Here is an 18,853-nt window from a genome sequence, read left to right as displayed (position 1 = left end):
AATCTGAGGGAGCCCTCAACCATCCTGAGGCCGGGATGGTTAATTCTTCGTTGCAGGTCTGCGGACGCAAGGTCATGCCCGCGGCCGGGCGATATTGTAGAAAGAGGCCATGCAGATGCCTCCCGCCCCCGGCACCGATCCGAAAAGCCACGGCCTGTGGGCGATGACCGCCCCGCCGCCCCCCGAAACCGCGCCGCTCGCGGGCGCCCCGCGTGCCGACGTGGCGGTGGTGGGCGCCGGCTATACCGGCCTTGCCGCCGCGCTCCGTCTGGCCGAGGCGGGCGCGCGGGTGACGGTGCTGGAGGCCGCCGGCATCGGCTCGGGCGGGGCAGGGCGCAATGTGGGCCTCGTCAATGCCGGGCTCTGGGTGATGCCCGACGACATCGTCGCTACCCTCGGCGCCGAACGCGGCGAGGGGCTGCTTTCGCTCCTCGGCGGGGCGCCGGCGGAGGTGTTCGCCCTCGTCGCCCGCCATGCCATCGCCTGCGAGGCGACGCCCAACGGGACACTGCATTGCGCCGTGGGCCGCGCGGGGCGCGCCGAGATCGAGGCCCGCGCCGCCCAGTGGCAGGCGCGCGGCGCGCCGGTGCATCTGCTCGATGCGGAGAAGGCCCGCACGATGATCGGTGGCGGCAGCTATCGCGGCGCGCTCAAGGACGACCGGGCCGGCACCATCCAGCCCCTCGCTTATGCCCGCGGCCTCGCCCGCGCGGCGATGGGCGCCGGGGCGGTGATCCATACGGGAAGTCCGGTGCGGGCGGCGGAGGCGGGGGCCGGCGGCTGGGTGCTGCGCACCGATGGGGGCCGGCTTGCGGCGGACTGGATCATCGTCGCGGGCGATGCCTACAGCTTCGGGCCGTGGGAGCGGTTGGCGCGCGAGCAGGTGCCGCTGCCCTATTTCAACTTCGCCACCCCGCCGGTGCCCGAGGCCCTGCGCGGGCGCATCCTGCCCGGCCGGCAGGGCATCTGGGACACGCAGCAGGTGCTCACCTCCCTGCGCTATGACGCGGCCGGGCGGCTGGTGTTCGGCAGCATCGGCGCGCTCGCGGGGGTCGAGGCCGGGGTGCATGCCGCCTATGCCCGGCGGGCGTTGGCGCGGCTGTTCCCGGAGCTGCCGCCGGCGCCGTTCGAGGCCGGCTGGTTCGGCACCATCGGCATGACGGACGACGCCCTGCCGCGCTTCCGGCGCCTTGCACGGAATGTCGTCTCCATCAGCGGCTATAACGGCCGGGGCATCGGGCCGGGCACGGTGTTCGGCCGGCTGCTGGCCGATCTGGTGCTGGCGCGCATCCGGGCTGAAGAGGTGCCGCTGCCGGAGCGCGACGTGACGATCCCGCCCTGGCGGGCGGCGAAGGCGGCCTTCTATGCGGCCGGCTCCGCCGCCGCCCATCTGGTGGGGGAGCGGCGGCCGGCCTGACCTTTCTGGCCTGCCGCGCCGGAGGCGGCTATTCCTCCGTTACGCTTTCCCATGTGGCGTGGCGGGTATGGGGCCGCTTCGCGAGGCGGTCGGTGATGGCGTCGAGCTCGGCGGGGACCACCGAGGTGGTGACGAGCTTCGCCACCAGCACTACGGCGCCATCGGTGCCGAGCTCCTCGTCCACGTCGCGCACGAGATATTTCTCAGCTTCCAGCGTGTCGATGAGCACGTCGCGCAGATCGGCGGCGGCGGCGGAATCCACCGTGAGGCGTACCTCGTAGCTGACTTCCGAGCGGCGGGCGTCGAGGGGCGCGCGGTCGATGGCGCGGGCGACCGGGCGCAGCACCGTGTTGCCGGCGATGATGATGAAGGTGATGAGCCCCGCCTCGGCGATGCGGTCGGTACCGGCGCAGGCGCCCACGGCGGCCGAGCACCAGAGCGTCGCCGCGGTGTTGAGGCCGCGCACGTTCATGCCTTCCTTCATGATGACGCCGGCGCCGAGGAAGCCGACGCCCGTCACCACGTTGGCGGCGACGCGCATGGCGTCGGTGGGTCCGCCGAGGCTGGAGGCGAGATCGACGAAGGCGGCGGAGCCGACGGCCACGAGCACGTTGGTGCGCAGCCCGGCGGTGCGCTGGCGATACTGCCGCTCGGCCCCGATCAGGGTGCCGAACAGGAAAGCGGCGGCGAGGCTGACCACGGTATCGAGGAACTGTGCCCCGTGGAAATTGGAGACGAACTGCACCCGAAACTCCTTACCTGCGGCGGGCCTCCCGGCCGGCCGTGCACCGCTGCGCGCCGGAGACGGCCTTGCCCAATATGATGGCGAAGCCATGGTCGCCCGGCACCAAAAACCTCGTCCCGGGCCATCACTTCACATCCCTGCGCGCCGGATTGTCGCGCCAGCGTGGAACTGCTAAAAACCCGCCCCATGCGACGCACGTGTGACCATCGCTTCAGCCTCGACCGGGCCGCCCATTGCGGCGCCGGGCCGTTCGCGCGCACGACGATGGAGTTCGCGGCGGTGCCCGACCATGTGCGCCTGCCGGGCCGCTTCTTCGGCCGCTTCACAACAGCGGCCTCCTCGGTGCTTTGACGCCCGCATGGTGACGCGCCCATAAGCGGCGCCACGGATACCGCCCCCCATCGTTACCGGCCCGGCCGCACCGACGCGCGCCGGCCTTTCCTCAGGACACGACGCGATGAACGCCCCGGTCAACGGCCCCAAGACGCTCTACGACAAGATCTTCGACGACCACGTCGTCTCCCGGCAGGATGACGGCACCTGCCTGCTCTATATCGACCGCCACCTGGTGCACGAAGTGACCAGCCCCCAGGCGTTCGAGGGCCTGCGCATGACCGGCCGCAAGGTGCGCGCGCCGCAGAAGACCCTCGCCGTTGTGGACCACAACGTCCCCACCACCGACCGCACTTTGCCGAACCCGGACCCGGAGAGCGTCGCGCAGATCGCCGCGCTCGCCGAGAACACCAAGGAATTCGGCGTCGAATATTATGACGGCTTCGACAAGCGTCAGGGCGTGGTGCACGTGGTCGGCCCCGAGCAGGGCTTCACCTTGCCCGGCACCACCATCGTTTGCGGCGACAGCCACACGTCGACCCACGGCGCGTTCGGCGCCCTCGCCCACGGCATCGGCACGTCCGAGGTGGAGCATGTGCTCGCCACCCAGACGCTGATCCAGAAGAAGGCGAAGAACATGCGCGTCACCGTCTCCGGGCCCCTGCCCGAAGGCGTCGGCGCGAAGGACGTGGTGCTCGCCATCATCGGCACCATCGGCACGGCGGGCGGCACCGGCTACGTCATCGAATATGCCGGCGAAGGCATCACCTCCCTCTCCATGGAAGGGCGGATGACCGTCTGCAACATGTCCATCGAGGGCGGCGCCCGCGCGGGCATGGTGGCCCCCGACGAGAAGGCGTTCGAGTATCTCAAGGGCCGGCCGAAGTCCCCCAAGGGCGCCGACTGGGATGCCGCGCTGCGCTTCTGGCAGACCCTGCGCTCGGACGAGGGCGCGCATTTCGACGCCGAGATCCATCTCGACGGCGCCAACCTGCCGCCCATCGTCTCCTGGGGCACCAGCCCCGAGGACGTGGTCTCGGTGGAAGGCTTCGTGCCGGATCCGGCGCTCATCGAGGACGAGGGCAAGCGCGCCGCCAAGATCCGGGCGCTGGGCTATATGGGCCTCTCGGCCGGCACCAAGATCACCGACATCACCATCGACCGCGCCTTCATCGGCTCCTGCACCAACGGGCGCATCGAAGACCTGCGGCAGGCGGCGGCCATCGCCCGCGGGCACAAGGTGAACCCGAACGTGTCCGCCATGGTTGTGCCGGGCTCCGGCCTCGTGAAGGAGCAGGCCGAGGCCGAGGGTCTGGACAAGATCTTCATCGAGGCGGGCTTCGAGTGGCGCGAGCCGGGCTGCTCCATGTGCCTCGCCATGAATGCGGACCGCCTCGCCCCCGAGGAGCGCTGCGCCTCCACCTCGAACCGCAATTTCGAGGGCCGTCAGGGCTTCAAGGGCCGCACCCACCTCGTCTCCCCCGCCATGGCGGCGGCGGCGGCCATCGCCGGCCACTTCGTGGACGTGCGGAACTGGCCGAAAGCGTGAGCGCTTTCCCTTACTGAGTATGGACGGCCGGGCCTCATCGCCCGGCCGTTTTCGTATCCGGGGCTCACTCCGCCAATTGGTAGGTGAGGGGGAGCCAGCGATAGGCTGTGCCCGCCCGCTCCACATAGCCCACAGACGGGAAGGACGTGTGATAGCCCACCACCGGGATGCGGTCGGTGGCGGCCATGTCGTAGATGCGCTTGCGGGTGGTGGCGCCCTGCGTCTTGTCCATGTCGAACAGGGCATGCCACTCGGGATGCGCCAGCGACGCCACTTCGTGGTGGGCGCAGTCGCCCCAGACCAGCAGCCGCTTGCCCGCGCTCTCCAGATGGAACGCCAGATGCCCGGGCGTGTGCCCGAAGGCTTCCACCGCATGGATGCCGGGGACGATCTCGGCGCCCGACCGCACCCGGGTGACGCGATCGGCGAAGGGGGCGAGGTTGCGGGCGAACACCTGCGCGGTTGCGTGTTCGAGGCTGTCGGGGGCCGCCGCGCCCCGTTCGGGCGCGGCCCAGAAGGAATATTCCGCCTCGCCGATGACATAGCGGGCCTTGGGAAACACCTCCTTGCCCGCCTCCACCAGCCCGCCGATATGGTCCACATGGGCGTGGGAAAGCACCACCACGTCCACCTGCTCGGGCGCATAGCCGGCGGCGGCGATCTGCTGGGTGAGCCATCCCCCGTTCGGCCTCGGGATGAAGCCGTTCGCGCCGTTGCCGGCATCGAACAGCACGAGCTGCGCGCCGGTATTCACCAGCGTGGGGGTGAAGCCGGGCCGGAAGCGCTTTTCCGGCAGCAGGCTGGCCTGCATCAGCGCCGCCACCTCTCCGGCCGGCCGGTCCTCGCCGACGATGGGCCACGGGCCGTCGATCATGGCGGCGGCGTCGAGCACGGTCGTCACCTCGAACGCGCCCAGACGGAAGCGGAAGGGTGTGACGGGGAGGGCGCCGCGCTCGGGCGCCGTTGCGCTGGCGCGGCCCGTGCGCAGGAGGGCCGGCGCGGCGATGGCGGCGGCAAGGAGGGCGCGGCGGCTGGGCGCGCCGGGCCGGATTGGCGTAGCCGGATCTGTCTGCATGGCGGTCCCCCTGCGGGCCGCTTTGTGCAGCCCGTGGCGATGTGATGAAGTGCCGGCGGGAGGAGCCTAGGCATGGGCACGCGGGCCCGCTTGTACGAACGTGCTGCGACGGGGCAGGGCCTCGGGCCGCTCTGGTTCCTGGATGCGGGCCGGACCTTCTTCGCCGGGCCGCTCATCTACAATGCCCCGCACCAGCACGGCGCCCCGGTGTTCCTGGCCGGGCTCTACGGGCCGTTCGGGCTCAGGGTCCAGGGCGGCAGCTGGCAGGCGAGCCGCACGGCGCTCGTGCCGGCCGGGGTGCTGCATGAGCTGGACGTGGGCGGCGAGCCCATCGCCGTCTTCTATCTGGAGCCGAGCATCGACGGCGCCCATGCGCTGGCGCCACTGGTGGCCCATGCGCGCGAAGAACAGGGCGTCCTCTTCGGCGGCGGGGGCGGGCTGCCGCTGCTGCGCGAATTATGGGAGGCGCCGGACGCGGCCGGCTGGGCCGGCGAGGCCCTGGCCGACATGGTGGATGTCTCCCGCCGGCGCGCCCGCGCCGCGCTCGATCCCCGCATCCAGCGGGTGGCGGCGGCGATGACCGATGCGGAGCGCGTGCCGGAGCTTGCCGCCCTCGCCCGTAAGGTGGGCCTCTCTGCCTCGCGGCTTCAGCACCTGTTCACCGCCGAGATGGGCGTACCGTTCCGCCGCTACCGCGCCTGGGGCCGGATGCGGCGGGCCATCGCCGAGATCGCCGACGGCAGCAGCTTCACCGCCGCCGCCCATGCGGCCGGCTTTGCCGACCAGGCGCATTTCACCCACGACTTCCGCCGCACCTTCGGCGCGGCACCCTCCCAGAGCCTGCGCGGCGTGCGCCTGTGATCCGGCGTCAGCCCACCCAGTCGAGGCCGATGTCGAGGATGGGGGCGCTGTGGGTCAGCCAGCCCACGGAGATGAGGTCCACGCCCGATGCCGCGATGGCCGGGGCCGTCTCGCGGTTCACCCGGCCCGAGGCCTCGGTGAGCATCCGCCCGCCGACCATGCGCACGGCCTCGGCGAGGGTGGCGGGGGTCATGTTGTCGAGCAGCACCGCGTCGGCGCCGAGCGTCAGCAACTCCTCGAGCTGGGCGAGGGTGTCCACTTCCACCTCCACCTTCACCATGTGACCGGCGCGGGCGCGCACGCGCCTAACCGCCTCGGCCACCGAGCCGGCGATGGCGACATGGTTGTCCTTCACCAGCACCGCATCATCGAGGCCGAAGCGGTGGTTGGCGCCGCCGCCGGCGCGCACGGCGTATTTCTCCAGCGCGCGCAGGCCGGGCGTGGTCTTGCGGGTGCAGACGATCTGCGCCTTGTGGCCCGCCACGGCATCCGCCAGCGAGGCGGTGGCCGTGGCGATGCCGGAGAGGCGGCAGGCGAGGTTGAGGCCGGTGCGCTCGCCGGTGAGGAGCGCACGCGACGGTCCCTCCACCTCGGCCAGCACGGTGCCGGGGGCGACGCGCGCGCCGTCCGCCACCACGGGCGTGAAGCGCACGTCCGGGTTCAGCAGGCGGAAGGCGAGGCGGGCGCAGTCGAGGCCGGCCACCACGCCGTCCTGGCGGGCGGCGAGCACGAGGCGGCTGACGTGTCCGGCCGGCACCACCGCATCGGTGGTGATGTCCCCGGCGCGGCCGAGATCTTCCAGCAGCGCGGCGCGGACGATGGGCTCCACCATCAGTTCGGGGAGCGGGTCGAGGGCGGCCATGGCGGCTCCGTTCGATGGGATCATTTCCCCGTTTCGCGGAACGGGGAAATGATCCACGTTATTGAGTTGACGCATTTTCTTCACGCGAACCGGTACACACTTCGCTCGAAAATGCTTTAGGCAAAAGCGAGGTCCGGCACGCGCACGCGCCGGGCGGCGGCGAACGCCGCGGCGAGTGTGATGCGCGAGCGCCGGGCGACCGACGCGGTGTCGGGAAAGTCGGTGCGCGCATGGGCGCCGCGGCTCTCAGTGCGGGCGAGGGCCGAGGCCGCCATCATCAGGCCGACGCGGGCGGGGGCGGCGGCCGGGGTGGCGCCTTCGGCCAGCGGCAGCAGGCGCTGGAGCGCCGCCGTCAGCCCCTCCGCGTCGCGGGTGACGCCAACCAGTCGCGAGACGATGGCGCGGGCCGGAGCCGCATCCGCCGCCGGGGGCAAAGCGGACGGGGCGGGAAGGATGGCGCGGCCCGCCGCCTGCCCGGCAATGCTCTGGGCCACCTCCCGCCCGCACACCACCGCTTCCAGCAGCGAGTTGGAGGCCAGGCGATTGGCGCCGTGCAGGCCGGTGGCGGCGCATTCGCCCGCCGCCCAGAGGCCGGGGACGGTGCTGCGGCCTGCCGCGTCCACCGCGATGCCGCCCATGTGGTAGTGCGCGGCGGGGCGGATGGGGACGAGATCGGTGGCCGGATCGATGCCGGCGGCGCGGCAGCCCGCCGCCACCTGCGGGAACCGGGTGGCGAAGCGCGCGCCGAGGCTGGCGCGGGCGTCGAGGAAGACTTCGCGTCCGGCCATAAGCTCGCGCCAGACGGCGCGGGCGACCACGTCGCGCGGCGCCAGTTCCTGGCCCGGCACATGTTCGAGAATGCGCCGGCCGCTGCCGTCCACGATGAGCGCGCCTTCGCCGCGCACCGCCTCGCTGATGAGCGGGAGCGGGCGTGCGGGCGTGGCCAATGCGGTGGGGTGGAACTGCACGAATTCGAGGTCCGCCAGCTCCGCCCCGGCCTCGGCGGCGAGCGCGATCCCCACGCCCCAGGAGGCGACGGGATTGGTGGTGTGTTCGTAGAGCGCGCCGACGCCGCCCGTCGCCAGGACGAGGCGGCGTGTGGCCAGCACCCGTGCGCCTTCGGCCGTGACCACAAGCAGGCCGCAGACTTCGCCCTCGCGCATCAGGATGCGCCGCGCCTCGCCTTCGACAAGCGTGATGGACGGGCAGGCGCGGGCGGCTTCCGACAAAGCGCGCACCAGTTCCCGCCCGGTGCCGTCGCCATCCGCATGGACGATGCGGCGCCGGCTGTGGGCGGCTTCGAGGCCGAGCAGCAGGCCGCCGGCCGCGTCGCGATCGAAGCGCACGCCAAGGCGTTCAAGCGCCGCGATGGCCTCCGGTCCGGCGGAGAGGATGCGGCGGGCGGCCTCGGCATCGCAGAGACCGTCGCCGGCTGCCAGCGTGTCCGCGAGGTGGAGGGCGTCATCGTCGTCCAGCCCGACGCTGGCGGCGATGCCGCCCTGCGCCAGCGGGCTGGAACCGTCCGCGCCCAACGGCGCGCGGGTCACGAGCACCACTGGCTCGGGGGCGAGGAAGAGGGCGGCCGCCAGCCCGGCGATGCCGGCGCCGACGATGACGGGCCGGACCTCGAGAGAGTCCCGGGTCACAGCGCCAGCATCCGCTCGACCGAGCCCCGGGCGCGGGCGGCGATCTCGGGGTCGATGGTGACTTCGTGGAGGTTGTTCTCCAGCGCCGCGCGGATGTTGCGGAGCGTGATCTTCTTCATGTGCGGGCAGAGATTGCAGGGGCGCACGAAGTCGATGTCGGGATAGTGGACCGCCACATTGTCGGCCATGGAGCATTCGGTGAGCAGCACCACGCGGGGCGGGCGCTTCTCGCTCACATAGTCGCTCATGGCGGCGGTGGAGCCGGCGAAATCGGCTTCCGCCACCACCTCCGGCGGGCATTCGGGGTGGACCAGCACGGTGACGCCGGGATTGGCGGCGCGCAGCTCGCGCACGTCGGCGGCGGTGAACAGCTCGTGCACCTCGCACTGGCCGGCCCAGGAGATGATGTCGATGCCGGTCTCGGCGGCGACATTCTTCGCCAGATACTGGTCCGGCAGCATGATCACCTTCGGCACGCCGAAGGACTTCACCACCCGCGCCGCATTGCCCGAGGTGCAGCACACGTCCACCTCGGCCTTCACGGCGGCGGAGGTGTTCACATAGGCGATTACCGGCACGCCGGGATGGGCGGCCCGCATGAGGCGCACGTCGGCGGCGGTGATGGAATCGGCCAGCGAGCAGCCGGCGTCCTGATCCGGGATGAGCACGGTCTTGCCCGGGTTCAGCAGCTTGGCCGTCTCGGCCATGAAGTAGACGCCGGCGAGCACGATCACGTCCGCATCCACCCGCATGGCCTCGCGGGCCAGCGCCAGGCTGTCGCCCACGATGTCGGCGACGCAGTGGAAGATTTCCGGCGTCTGGTAATTGTGCGCGAGGATGACGGCGTTGCGCTCGCGCTTCAGCCGGAGGATGGCCTCCGCGTCCTCGGCCAGGAAGGCCCAGTCGGCGGGCGGCACCACCCGTCGGATCTTCTCATAGAGGGGCGCGGTGCGGGCGAAAGCCTCGGCCAGCGCCTCGGGCGTGGCTTGAGGCGCGGGGCGCGCGGCGGGGACGGCAGAGAGGGCGGATACGACCATCGTCTATACTCAGTTTGAGCATATGGTGGGCATATGCTTATCCTGAGCATAAGTCTTGTCAAGAGCGTGCGAGGGGCAATTTGGTCCCAGCGAAGGCCCGTTCCTCCACCACCGCATGGCGGAAGCGGAAGAGTTTTGCAGGCCGGCCAAGGGTTTCGGTGGTGGCGCCGCCGGCTTCCTCCACCAGTTCCTGCTGCTCCATCAGCCGGCGAAAATTCTGCTTGTGCAGCGTCCGCCCGGCGATCGCCTCCACGCAGCGCTGCAGCTGGAGCAAGGTGAAGGTGGGCGGCATCAGCTCGAACACCACCGGGCGGTATTTGATCTTGGCCCTGAGGCGCGCGATGGCGGTGGCGAGGATGCGCCGGTGATCGGCGATCATCGCCCGGCCGGCGCCCGCGGCCTCCTCCCGCCCCTCGCGGCGCAGGCGCTCGGCGACGATGCCGGCCTCGTAGAGCAGTTCGTAGCGCTGGAGGGTCAGCTCCTCGTTCCAGGTCGCGCCGTCGAGCCCGAAGCTGATGGCGGCGCGCTGGCGGCGGTGGCTGCGCTCCGCCGCCGAGGGGGCAGATTCGGCCCAGGCGGCGAGGGCCGGCGCCAGCGTTCCGGCGATGACGGGGGGCGGGCCGTCGCGGTGGTCTTCCCACGGGAAGTATTCATACCAGCCGTGCCACTCGGCGGCGCCGGCCGCGGCCGCCTGCTCGCGGGCGAGGCCGAGATAGGAGATGGAGATGGTGCGCGCCGCGCTCTCCGCCCCCGCGCGGTCCTTGTCGGCGAAGGTGTAGAGCTGCTCGAGATAGCCGAGCGGATGGTGGGTGCGCTGCTCCACCCAGTCGCGCAGGCCATGCTGGAGCGAGCGGTGGGCCAGCTCGAACGGGCCGGACGGCAAGGCGGACCCGTGCTCCACCGTCATCACCCGCGGCTCGCCGCCCGTCACGGCCGCGAGCACGGCGATGAGGTCGACGACGACGGATCGGCTGGCGGACCTCGGCATGAAGCTCCCGAAGGCGGTAGGCGGGCGATGGGCGGGACATCCGCCCGCGTCCTCGGGATATCATGGCCGCGCCGGGCTGCGAAGGCGCGCCGTTAGCGCCTTCAGGGGCAGCGCCTCAGGCGGACTGCACCGCCGGCCGGGCGGTGGCGAGGCGCACGCCGTCCTTGCCCTGCTGCTTCACCTCGTACATGGCCGTGTCGGCGAGGCGGATCAGTTCGTTCTCGTCCGTGGAATGGCGCGGATAGAGCGCGATGCCGATGCTGGCGCCGACGCTGACCGTATAGGCCTGGTCGTTGTAGGAGACGATATAGGGCTCGCGCAGCATCTCGCACAGGCGCTGGCCCTGGGCGTGGGCGGCATCGCCGTCGGTGAGGTCCACCATGATGACGGCGAATTCGTCGCCCGACAGGCGGACGGCGAAATCCTCCTGCCTGAGGTTGCCGCGCAGCCGGTTGGCGATGGCGCAGAGCAGCTTGTCCCCGACCCCGTGGCCGTGCCGGTCGTTGACCTGCTTGAAGCCGTCGATGTCGATATAGAGCAGGGCGAATTCCCGCCCGTGGCGCTGCGCCTGGGCGCGGGCGCGGGTGAGGTGCTCCACGAACAGGATGCGGTTGCCGAGGCCGGTCAAGGCGTCGTGGGTCGCCATGTGGCGGATCTGCTTCTCGACCCGGCGGCGCTCCTCGATCTCGATCTCCAGCTGCCGGTTGCGCTTCTCCAGCTCCTCCAGCGCGCCCTTCAGGCGCAGCTTGGAGATGTGCAGGTCGAGAAAGACCGTGACCTTGGAGAGGAGCACGGCGTCGTTGATGGGCTTGGCGATGTAGTCCACCGCGCCGAAGGTGTAGCCCTTCAGCCGGTTGATGTCGTCGTGATAGGCGGCGGTCACGAACACGATGGGGATGTCGCAGGTGTCTGGGTCGTTGTTGAGGAGGGAGGCCACCTCGAACCCGTCCATGTCCGGCATCTGCACATCGAGCAGGATGAGCGCGAAGCGGTGGTCGAGGCAGAGCGCCAGCGCCTCGTTGCCGGAATGGGCCTCGTAGATCTCGGCCTTCACCGGCGCGAGCAGGCGGCGCATGCCGACGAGGTTCGCGCGCACGTCGTCGACGACGAGGATCTTGGGCAGGTCGGCCGTGCTCATTCGGCCATCCTCGGTCGCAGGTATCCGCTCAAGTCGGCGCGCGGGTTGCGGCCGAACGTGGTGAGCGCCGCGGCGAGCACGGCCAGCGGGGCGCAGAGGTCCGCGCCGGCGCACTGAAGTGCGGCCAGCGGCATGGTATCGACCTCGGCTTCTGACGGCTCCTGCACGAGGGCACGGCCTCCTAGTTCCCGAATGCGCTTCAGCCCCTCGGCTCCGTCGCTGCTGGCGCCGGTGAGGACGACGCCAGCCAGAGCGTCACCGTAGGCCTCGGCGGCGCTGGCGAACAGAACGTCGATTGCGGGACGCGAATAACATACCCGTGGGTCAACCGAGAGTGAAAAACGTCGGTCGCGCCCCACCTCTAAGTGGTACCCGCTGGGTGCGACATGAACAAGGCCGCCGGAAAGCGGGCATCGCTCCTGCGCCAGAACGACGGTCCGGCCGGAGAGGCGGCCGAGGATGGTGTGGAGCATGTCCGGCCCGTCCGCGCCCACATGATTGACCACGGCGATGCCGACATCGGGCCCCGCATCGAGCGCGGCCAGCAGGCGTCCGAGGGCCGGAGGCCCGCCGGCGGACGCGCCGATCACGATGGCGCGCGGTGCGGGCTCCGCCCCCGCGCACGGGGGGGAACGGACCGGGGATGGTTCCATCGCCCGCCCGTCCTCCTGTCAGCGCCGCGGCCGGCTCACGGCGTCACAGCCAGGGCTGCTCGGCGCCCTTGGCGGCTTCGTACTGGTCGATGGCCGGCGCCTTCTGAAGGGTGAGGCCGATATCGTCCAGCCCCTCGACCAGGCAGCGCTTCCGGAAGGGGTCGATCTCGAACTTGACCACGCCACCGTCCGGGCCGCGGATTTCCTGGGCCGGCAGGTCGATGGTGAGGGTGGCGTTGGCGCCGCGCTCGGCGTCGTCGAACAGCTTGTCCAGGTCGTCCTTGGAGACGACGATGGGCAGAATGCCGTTCTTGAAGCAGTTGTTGTAGAAGATGTCCGCGAACGACGTGGAGATCACGCAGCGGATGCCGAAGTCGAGCAGCGCCCACGGCGCGTGCTCACGCGAGGAGCCGCAGCCGAAATTGTCGCCGGCGACGAGGATCTTGGAGGAGCGGTAGGCGGGCTGGTTCAGCACGAAGCCGGGGTTCTCGGCGCCGTCGTCGAGATAGCGCATCTCGGAGAACAGCCCCTTGCCGAGGCCGGTGCGCTGGATCGTCTTCAGATACTGCTTGGGGATGATCATGTCGGTGTCGACATTGACCAGCTTCATCGGCGCCGCGACGCCCTCCAGGACCGTGAACTTCTCCATGGGACCTTCTGCCTTGTCTCGTCTGTCGGGTCTCGTCAGCCGGGCTTCGGTGGCCGAAAGCCCGGCGGCGCAGCCCGTGTAATACGGAGCGCCGGACGCGCCCCGCGGGGCGCACCCTCAAAGACCATCCATAACAGGCACGCTTGGCCTTGCACAGCGCCTTGGCCGGGCGGGCCTGCGCGTCCCCGTTCAGGGGGCGAGACGCTCCGGCAGCATGCGCTTCAGTACATCGTCCTTGAGCACGACGTGGTGGAGCACGGCGGCGGCCGCGTGCAGCACGGCGAGGATGATGACGGCATTGGCCATCAGCTCGTGGATCTCCTGCACCTGCTTGCCCAGATCGCGGTTCACCGCGATGGGCGAGGGGATGGTGAAGAGCGAGAAGAAGGACACGGCGTTGCCGCGCAGGAAGGCGAGATAGACGCCGAGCGCGAGCGTGGCGATGAGCGCGAGGTAGAGCAGCCCGTGCACGATGTGCGAGGCGATGGCCACCGGCCGGCTGATCTGCGTCGAGGCCGGCGGGTTGCGGCCGAAGATGCGCACGGGGATGCGCACCGCCAGGAGGGCGATGAGCAGCAGGCCGACCGAGATGTGGACCCACCACACCATGCCCCGCGCCGGGGTGCCCCGCGCGAAGAAGGCTTCCAGATAGGTGACGCCGAACGCCGTGAACACGGCGATGGCGGTAAGCCAGTGCAGGGCGCGCAGAGCGGGCCCATAGCGGGTCAGGCTGGTATCGACGGGCATGGAGGCCTCCTTCTTTGGAGTCATTCTAGAAAGCTGGAGGCCGGGGTCCAGTGCCAAGGTAGTGTTTTGCCTGCGGTCAATTGGCCCGGTCCTCGATGGCCTCCATGTCGTCGTCGCTGAGGCCGAAATGATGGCCGATCTCGTGCACCAGCACGTGGGTGACCACATCGCCGAAGGTTTCCTCGTTCTCCGCCCAGTAATCGAGGATCGGGCGGCGATAGAGGAACACCATGTTGGGCATCTGCCCGGTCTGGGCCACCGCCCCGCCCTGCGCGCGGCCGATGCCGTGGAACAGGCCGAGCAGGTCGAACGGGGTTTCTGCACCGAGTTCGTCCAGCACCTCGTCGGTGGGAAAGTCCTCCACCTTGATGACCAGGCCCTGGCAGAGGGCGCGGAACGAGTCCGGCAGGCCGGCGAAGGCCTCTTCCGCCAGCTGCTCCAGTTCTTCCAGCGACGGGGCCTCCACATCGCGCCATCGGCTCTTCGGCGGTACACCGGTCAACGACATGCTTCCCCTCCTGCCGGTTACATCCGCGTTACTTCATATTGCGCCGCAACATCACGCGCCGCTGAAGTCGTCGCCGGGGTGGCCCCTTTGGGGACTGTTGCACGCCCGGCGTCACGGACCCGTGACTTTCCTGAACACTTCGTTAACGCAAGCATCAAACAGGGTTCAGGGTGACTTGGTTAAGGAACTCTTAATCCACCTGCGTCGTTGTCGGTGCAGAACGGGATCTTACGGGATCTGGGAGTAAAGCCATGCTGCGCAAGATTGCTGTCACCGGTGCTCTGGTGTCCATCCTTGGTATCGCTGCGTTTTTCGCCCCGCACGAGGCGAGCGCGGCGTCTGTCGCGACGGTCGTGGGCTCGGTCTTCTGAGTCAGCGGAAGATTGTGCGGGCCTTTTGTGCCCCGGTCGATCACGCGATTGTGATGCCATTGGAGCCGGTTCAAAGTTGCTCGTCTCTTGGATGCAACAGCTCCGATTTGTCTTCGCAGGTGCGAAATGCGCCGCGGGGACGGGACGTGGCGAGCCGCAAAGGCTTGCCGCGCGGGAATTCCATGTGCTTGAGCGCCGCGGGCCCGACGCCCGCAGGCGGGGCTGGGTGATTCGCGCAAGGCGGACCTGACGGTCCCGGCGGGGCTGACCCTCATTCGGTCGCCGCCCGCACCAGTTCCTCTTCGGCTTCCGCGAGCAGCGCCTCGTTGGCGTCGCCGCCCACGCTTTCCCGCCCGATTTCCAGCAGCACCGGCACGGCCAGTGGCGACACGCGCGGCAGCGGCTGGTGCACCACATGCCCGCGGATGCGGGCCAGCATCTCCCCGAGACGCTTCACGTCCAGCAGCCCCGTCGCCGCGTCCGCCCGCGCGGCGCGCAGCAGCAGATGGTCCGGCTCGTGCCGGCGCAGCACGTCATAGATCAGGTCGGTGGAGACGGTGACTTGCCGGGAGGTTTTCTCCTTACCCGGAAACCGCCGCTCGATGAGGCCGGCGATGACCGCGCAATAGCGGAAGGTCCGCTTCATCAGCGCGCTTTCGGCAAGCCACGCCTCCAGGTCGTCACCCAGCATGTCCTGATCGAACAAATCGTCCAGAGAGAGCCGCCGGTCGCTGATGGCCGCCCCCATGTCGCCGGCCGCATAGACGGCGAGGGCGTAGTCATTGGCGACGAAGCCCAGCGGCTTCAGCCGCGCGCGCTCCAGCCGGCGGGTCAAAAGCATGCCCAGCGTCTGGTGGGCGAGCCGGCCTTCAAAGGGGTAGGTGACGAGGTAATAGCGCCCCGACCGCTCGAAGGTCTCCACCAGAAGATCGTCCCGGCCCGGCAGGCGGGACTTGGCCTTCTGCAGTTCCAGCCAGTCGCGCACCTGGGGCGGCAGCGCGGCCCAGCGCTCCGGCGCGGAGAGCAGCGCGCGCACGCCGGCGGCGAGGAAGGTGGACAAGGGGAACTTGCCGCCCGCATAGGCCGGCACCTTCGGCTCGGTGGCGGTGGTGCGGGAGACATAGACCTCGTCCTCCACCAGCACCTCGTAGCGCAGGATCTCCCCGGCGAAGACGAAGGTGTCGCCGGGCACCAGAGTTTCGACGAAATATTCCTCCACCTCGCCCAGCAGCCGTCCGCCGAAGCGCACCCGGCCCGCCACCCCGGTCTTCGCCGCCCCGCGCGCCGAGACGAGGCGAACCTTGAGCATGGAGGCTTCCACGATGGTGCCCACATTCAGCCGGTAGGCCTGCGCAATCATGGGATTGGCGACGCGCCACAGCCCGTCCTTGGTGCGGCGGATCTTGGCGTAGCGCTCATAGGCGCGCAGCGCATAGCCGCCGGTGGCGACGAAATCGAGCGCCGCATCGAAATCCGTGCGCGAGAGGGCACGGTAGGGCGCGGCCGAGCGCACCTCGCCATAAAGCGCGTCGGCGGAGAAGGGTGCGGCGCAGGCCATGCCGAGGATGTGCTGGGCCAGCACGTCGAAGGCGCCCTGCCGCTCGGGCGGAGTGTCCTGCGCGCCCGCCTTCACCGCCTCCAGCGCCGCCCGGCATTCCAGCACCTCGAAGCGGTTGGCCGGGATCAGCACGGCGCGGGAGGGCTCGTCCAGCCGGTGATTGGCGCGGCCGATGCGCTGCATGAGGCGGGAGGCGCCCTTGGGCGCGCCCACATTGATGACGAGATCCACATCGCCCCAGTCGATGCCGAGGTCGAGGGACGAGGTGGCCACCACCGCCTTCAGCTTTCCGGCCGCCATGGCCGCCTCCACCCGCCGCCGCTGCTCCACGGCGAGGGAGCCGTGATGGAGCGCGATGGGATAATTGAGGTCGTTGATGCGCCAGAGCTCCTGAAACAGGAATTCGGCCTGCCAGCGTGTGTTCACGAAGACGAGGGACAGCTTGTTGGCGCCGATCAGCTCGTAGATCTCGGCGAAGGCGTGCTGGGCCGTGTGGCTCGCCCACGGCATGCGCGCCCGGCTCTCCAGCATGGAGATGTCCGGTGCCGCCCCGCCCGCGGCGATCACGAGATCGGCCAAAGCGGGCTCGGCCGCGTCCTCATCCTGCGGCACCAGATAGCGCCTGAGGTCGTCGGGCTCCGCCACGGTGGCGGAGAGGCCGACGCATTGCAGGCCGGGGGCGATGGCGCGCAGCCGCGCGAGGGCGAGGGACAGCAGGTCGCCGCGCTTGGAGGTGACGAGGGCGTGGAGTTCGTCCAGCACCACGCGCTTCAGGCCGGAGAAGAGATGCTCGGCATCCTTCGAGGCGAGCAGCAGGGAGATCTGCTCCGGCGTGGTGAGGAGGATGTGCGGCGGGTCGCGCCGCTGCCGCTGGCGGCGGGAGGCGGGCGTGTCGCCGGTGCGGGTCTCGACGCGGATGGGCAGCCCCATCTCCTCCACCGGGACTTCCAGATTGCGGGCGATGTCCACCGCCAGCGCCTTCAGCGGCGAGATATAGAGCGTGTGCAGGGGCGAGGCCGGCCGCTCCGCCTGCCAGCGGGCGAAGGGCACGGCCGCCTCGCCGGTGGCGGCTTCGCCGGCCTCGGCCACCGGGGGCGCGGCGGGCTTGCGGACCTTCTTCTGCGGGCGGCTCAGTTCGATCAGGGTCGGGAGGAAGCCGGCCAGCGTCTTGCCGGCGCCGGTGGGAGCGATGAGCAGCACCGAGTGGCCGCTCTCGGCGGCGGAGATGAGGTCGAGCTGGTGCGCCCGCGGCGCCCAGCCCCGCGCGCGGAACCAGCCGGCGAACGGCTCGGGAAGGGCGGATGCCGCCTTGGGCATGGTCCCGCCTGTCTTGGGTGCTTGGGTCTTGGTCGCTCTGGCCACGAGGCAAAGATAGGGCGCCGGACACCATTTCGCGATGCCCCGGTCCCGGCAACCATCCTTAATCGGCCGTCAACCAACGCGGGGGCATGGTGCGGGAAATGTCCCGTCCCGGAGTATGCGTCCCATGATGTCGCGCGCCGACCGCACCGTCTTGAGCGAATGGTGGTGGACGGTGGACCGTGCCCTGCTGGCAAGCCTGGTCGGGCTGATGGTGATCGGCATCATCCTGTGCCTCGCCGCGAGCCCGGCGGTGGCCGCCCGCCTCAACATCGCCGACCCGTTCCACTTCGTGAACCGGCAGGTGCTGTTCCTCATCCCCGCCGCGGTGGTGATGGTCGCCACCTCGTTCATGTCGCCCCGCACCATCCGGCGCACCTGCGTGGTGGTGTTCGGCGTGTTCTTCGTGCTGCTGCTGGCGACGCTGGTGTTCGGGCCGGAAGTGAAGGGCGCCCGGCGCTGGCTCACCATCGCCGGCATCACCGTGCAGCCGTCGGAATTCATCAAGCCGGCCTTCGTCATCCTCGCCGCCTGGCTGTTCGCCGAAAGCACCAAGCGGCCGGAGATGCCGGCGACTTTGTTCGCCTTCCTCCTGCTCGGCAGCGTGCTCGGCCCGCTGGTGAAGCAGCCGGACTTCGGCCAGAGCCTGCTGATCTGCCTTGTCTGGTCGTCCCTGTTCTTCCTCGCCGGCCTGCGCTGGATCTGGATGGTGGGGCTCGTCGGCGTCGGCGCGGGCGGCGGTTTCATCGCCTACATGACCGTGTCCCACGTGCAGAAGCGCATCAATCGCTTCCTCAACCCGGATTCCGGCGACACCTACCAGATCGACGCGGCGCTGAACTCGTTCCGCAGCGGCGGCTGGTTCGGCACCGGGCCGGGCGAGGGCACCATGAAGCGGATGCTCCCGGACGGCCACACCGACTTCGTATTCGCGGTGGCGGGCGAGGAGTTCGGCATCATCCTGTGCCTCATCATCCTCGCTCTTTTCGCCTTCATCCTGCTGCGCTCGCTCTCGCGCGCCTCGAAGGAGAGCGATCCCTTCACCCGCTTCGCCATCACCGGCCTCGCGCTGCTGTTCAGCCTGCAGGCCTCCATCAACATGGCGGTGAACGTCCATATCGCGCCGGCCAAGGGCATGACGCTGCCCTTCATCTCCTATGGCGGCTCCTCGCTCATCTCCATCGCCTTCGGCATGGGAATGCTGCTGGCCCTCTCGCGCAAGCGGCCCGGCGCCGCGGCGCTGGCGCGGCTCAGCGAGGGGCACGGCGATGCGCGCCGGGGTGAGAGCCTCGCCCGTCCGGTGTCGCCGCCGCCCGCAGCGCTGGCGGACCCGGCCTGATCGCGGCGCGCGGACGCG

At 70.2% G+C, this 18,853-nt stretch carries 17 protein-coding genes; 5 read left to right on the top strand and 12 right to left on the bottom strand.

From position 1 onward, the window contains the following. The first annotated feature begins 109 nt into the window (after positions 1–109). The gene (locus tag D7006_RS21540) at positions 110–1,417 is read left to right on the top strand and encodes an NAD(P)/FAD-dependent oxidoreductase (RefSeq protein ID WP_371744971.1); all 1,308 of its coding nucleotides are present in this window, start codon (positions 110–112) and stop codon (positions 1,415–1,417) included. A 28-nt stretch (positions 1,418–1,445) separates the two neighbouring features. Here D7006_RS21540 and D7006_RS21535 read toward each other — a convergent pair whose 3' ends face one another. Continuing rightward, positions 1,446–2,162: an MgtC/SapB family protein gene (locus D7006_RS21535; RefSeq protein WP_169121773.1), complete on the bottom strand. Its 717-nt coding sequence runs from the start codon at positions 2,160–2,162 to the stop codon at positions 1,446–1,448. Between the two features lie 186 nt (positions 2,163–2,348). Between D7006_RS21535 and D7006_RS21530 the strand changes: the two genes are divergently transcribed. Together D7006_RS21530 and leuC are read left to right on the top strand one after the other, a co-directional pair. Beyond that, positions 2,349–2,513: a hypothetical protein gene (locus tag D7006_RS21530; protein WP_169121526.1), complete on the top strand. Its 165-nt coding sequence runs from the start codon at positions 2,349–2,351 to the stop codon at positions 2,511–2,513. A 106-nt stretch (positions 2,514–2,619) separates the two neighbouring features. Then, positions 2,620–4,044, top strand: a complete 1,425-nt coding sequence (gene leuC, locus D7006_RS21525) for a 3-isopropylmalate dehydratase large subunit (protein WP_169121772.1) — start codon at positions 2,620–2,622, stop codon at positions 4,042–4,044. A gap of 64 nt (positions 4,045–4,108) precedes the next feature. Here the strand turns inward: leuC and D7006_RS21520 are convergent, their stop codons facing one another. After that, complete coding sequence (locus D7006_RS21520; protein ID WP_237354491.1) at positions 4,109–5,119, bottom strand: MBL fold metallo-hydrolase; 1,011 nt, start codon at positions 5,117–5,119, stop codon at positions 4,109–4,111. Positions 5,120–5,191: 72 nt separating this feature from the next. Here D7006_RS21520 and D7006_RS21515 point away from each other — a divergent pair, with 72 nt between their 5' ends. Beyond that, entirely contained in the window at positions 5,192–5,980 is a 789-nt protein-coding gene (locus D7006_RS21515; protein ID WP_237354490.1) for an AraC family transcriptional regulator, read from the top strand. Between the two features lie 7 nt (positions 5,981–5,987). Here D7006_RS21515 and nadC read toward each other — a convergent pair whose 3' ends face one another. From nadC to D7006_RS21465, 10 genes are all read right to left on the bottom strand, one after another. Continuing rightward, positions 5,988–6,842: a carboxylating nicotinate-nucleotide diphosphorylase gene (nadC, locus tag D7006_RS21510; protein WP_237354489.1), complete on the bottom strand. Its 855-nt coding sequence runs from the start codon at positions 6,840–6,842 to the stop codon at positions 5,988–5,990. A gap of 116 nt (positions 6,843–6,958) precedes the next feature. Then, positions 6,959–8,488: an L-aspartate oxidase gene (locus D7006_RS21505; RefSeq protein ID WP_237354488.1), complete on the bottom strand. Its 1,530-nt coding sequence runs from the start codon at positions 8,486–8,488 to the stop codon at positions 6,959–6,961. Then, positions 8,485–9,525, bottom strand: a complete 1,041-nt coding sequence (nadA, locus tag D7006_RS21500) for a quinolinate synthase NadA (RefSeq protein ID WP_237354487.1) — start codon at positions 9,523–9,525, stop codon at positions 8,485–8,487. The genes D7006_RS21505 and nadA overlap by 4 nt, the downstream gene beginning before the upstream one ends. Before the next feature lie 58 nt (positions 9,526–9,583). Next, positions 9,584–10,513: a hypothetical protein gene (locus D7006_RS21495; protein WP_237354486.1), complete on the bottom strand. Its 930-nt coding sequence runs from the start codon at positions 10,511–10,513 to the stop codon at positions 9,584–9,586. 115 nt (positions 10,514–10,628) lie between these two features. Continuing rightward, entirely contained in the window at positions 10,629–11,651 is a 1,023-nt protein-coding gene (locus D7006_RS21490; protein WP_237354485.1) for a diguanylate cyclase domain-containing protein, read from the bottom strand. Then, a complete protein-coding gene (locus tag D7006_RS21485; RefSeq protein WP_237354484.1) occupies positions 11,648–12,304 on the bottom strand; it encodes a chemotaxis protein CheB in 657 nt (218 codons plus the stop codon). Before D7006_RS21485 ends, D7006_RS21490 begins: the two co-directional genes overlap by 4 nt. 43 nt (positions 12,305–12,347) lie before the next feature. Then, the gene (leuD, locus tag D7006_RS21480) at positions 12,348–12,953 is read right to left on the bottom strand and encodes a 3-isopropylmalate dehydratase small subunit (RefSeq protein WP_169121765.1); all 606 of its coding nucleotides are present in this window, start codon (positions 12,951–12,953) and stop codon (positions 12,348–12,350) included. Between the two features lie 189 nt (positions 12,954–13,142). Further along, positions 13,143–13,700, bottom strand: coding sequence for a cytochrome b (locus D7006_RS21475; RefSeq protein WP_229645577.1), 558 nt, complete (start codon positions 13,698–13,700; stop codon positions 13,143–13,145). 76 nt (positions 13,701–13,776) lie between these two features. After that, positions 13,777–14,208, bottom strand: a complete 432-nt coding sequence (locus D7006_RS21470; RefSeq protein WP_237354483.1) for a metallopeptidase family protein — start codon at positions 14,206–14,208, stop codon at positions 13,777–13,779. A 642-nt stretch (positions 14,209–14,850) separates the two neighbouring features. After that, positions 14,851–17,454, bottom strand: a complete 2,604-nt coding sequence (locus D7006_RS21465; protein WP_237354482.1) for a ligase-associated DNA damage response DEXH box helicase — start codon at positions 17,452–17,454, stop codon at positions 14,851–14,853. A 169-nt stretch (positions 17,455–17,623) separates the two neighbouring features. Here D7006_RS21465 and ftsW point away from each other — a divergent pair, with 169 nt between their 5' ends. Then, complete coding sequence (gene ftsW, locus D7006_RS21460) at positions 17,624–18,835, top strand: putative lipid II flippase FtsW (protein WP_169121761.1); 1,212 nt, start codon at positions 17,624–17,626, stop codon at positions 18,833–18,835. Positions 18,836–18,853: the final 18 nt, after the last annotated feature.

Origin of the sequence: Xanthobacter sp. YC-JY1, from assembly GCF_021730305.1 — a bacterium.
Lineage (GTDB): Bacteria > Pseudomonadota > Alphaproteobacteria > Rhizobiales > Xanthobacteraceae > Xanthobacter > Xanthobacter flavus.
Note: the sequence above shows the minus strand (reverse complement) of the source record. Positions and strands in the feature narration are given on the sequence as shown.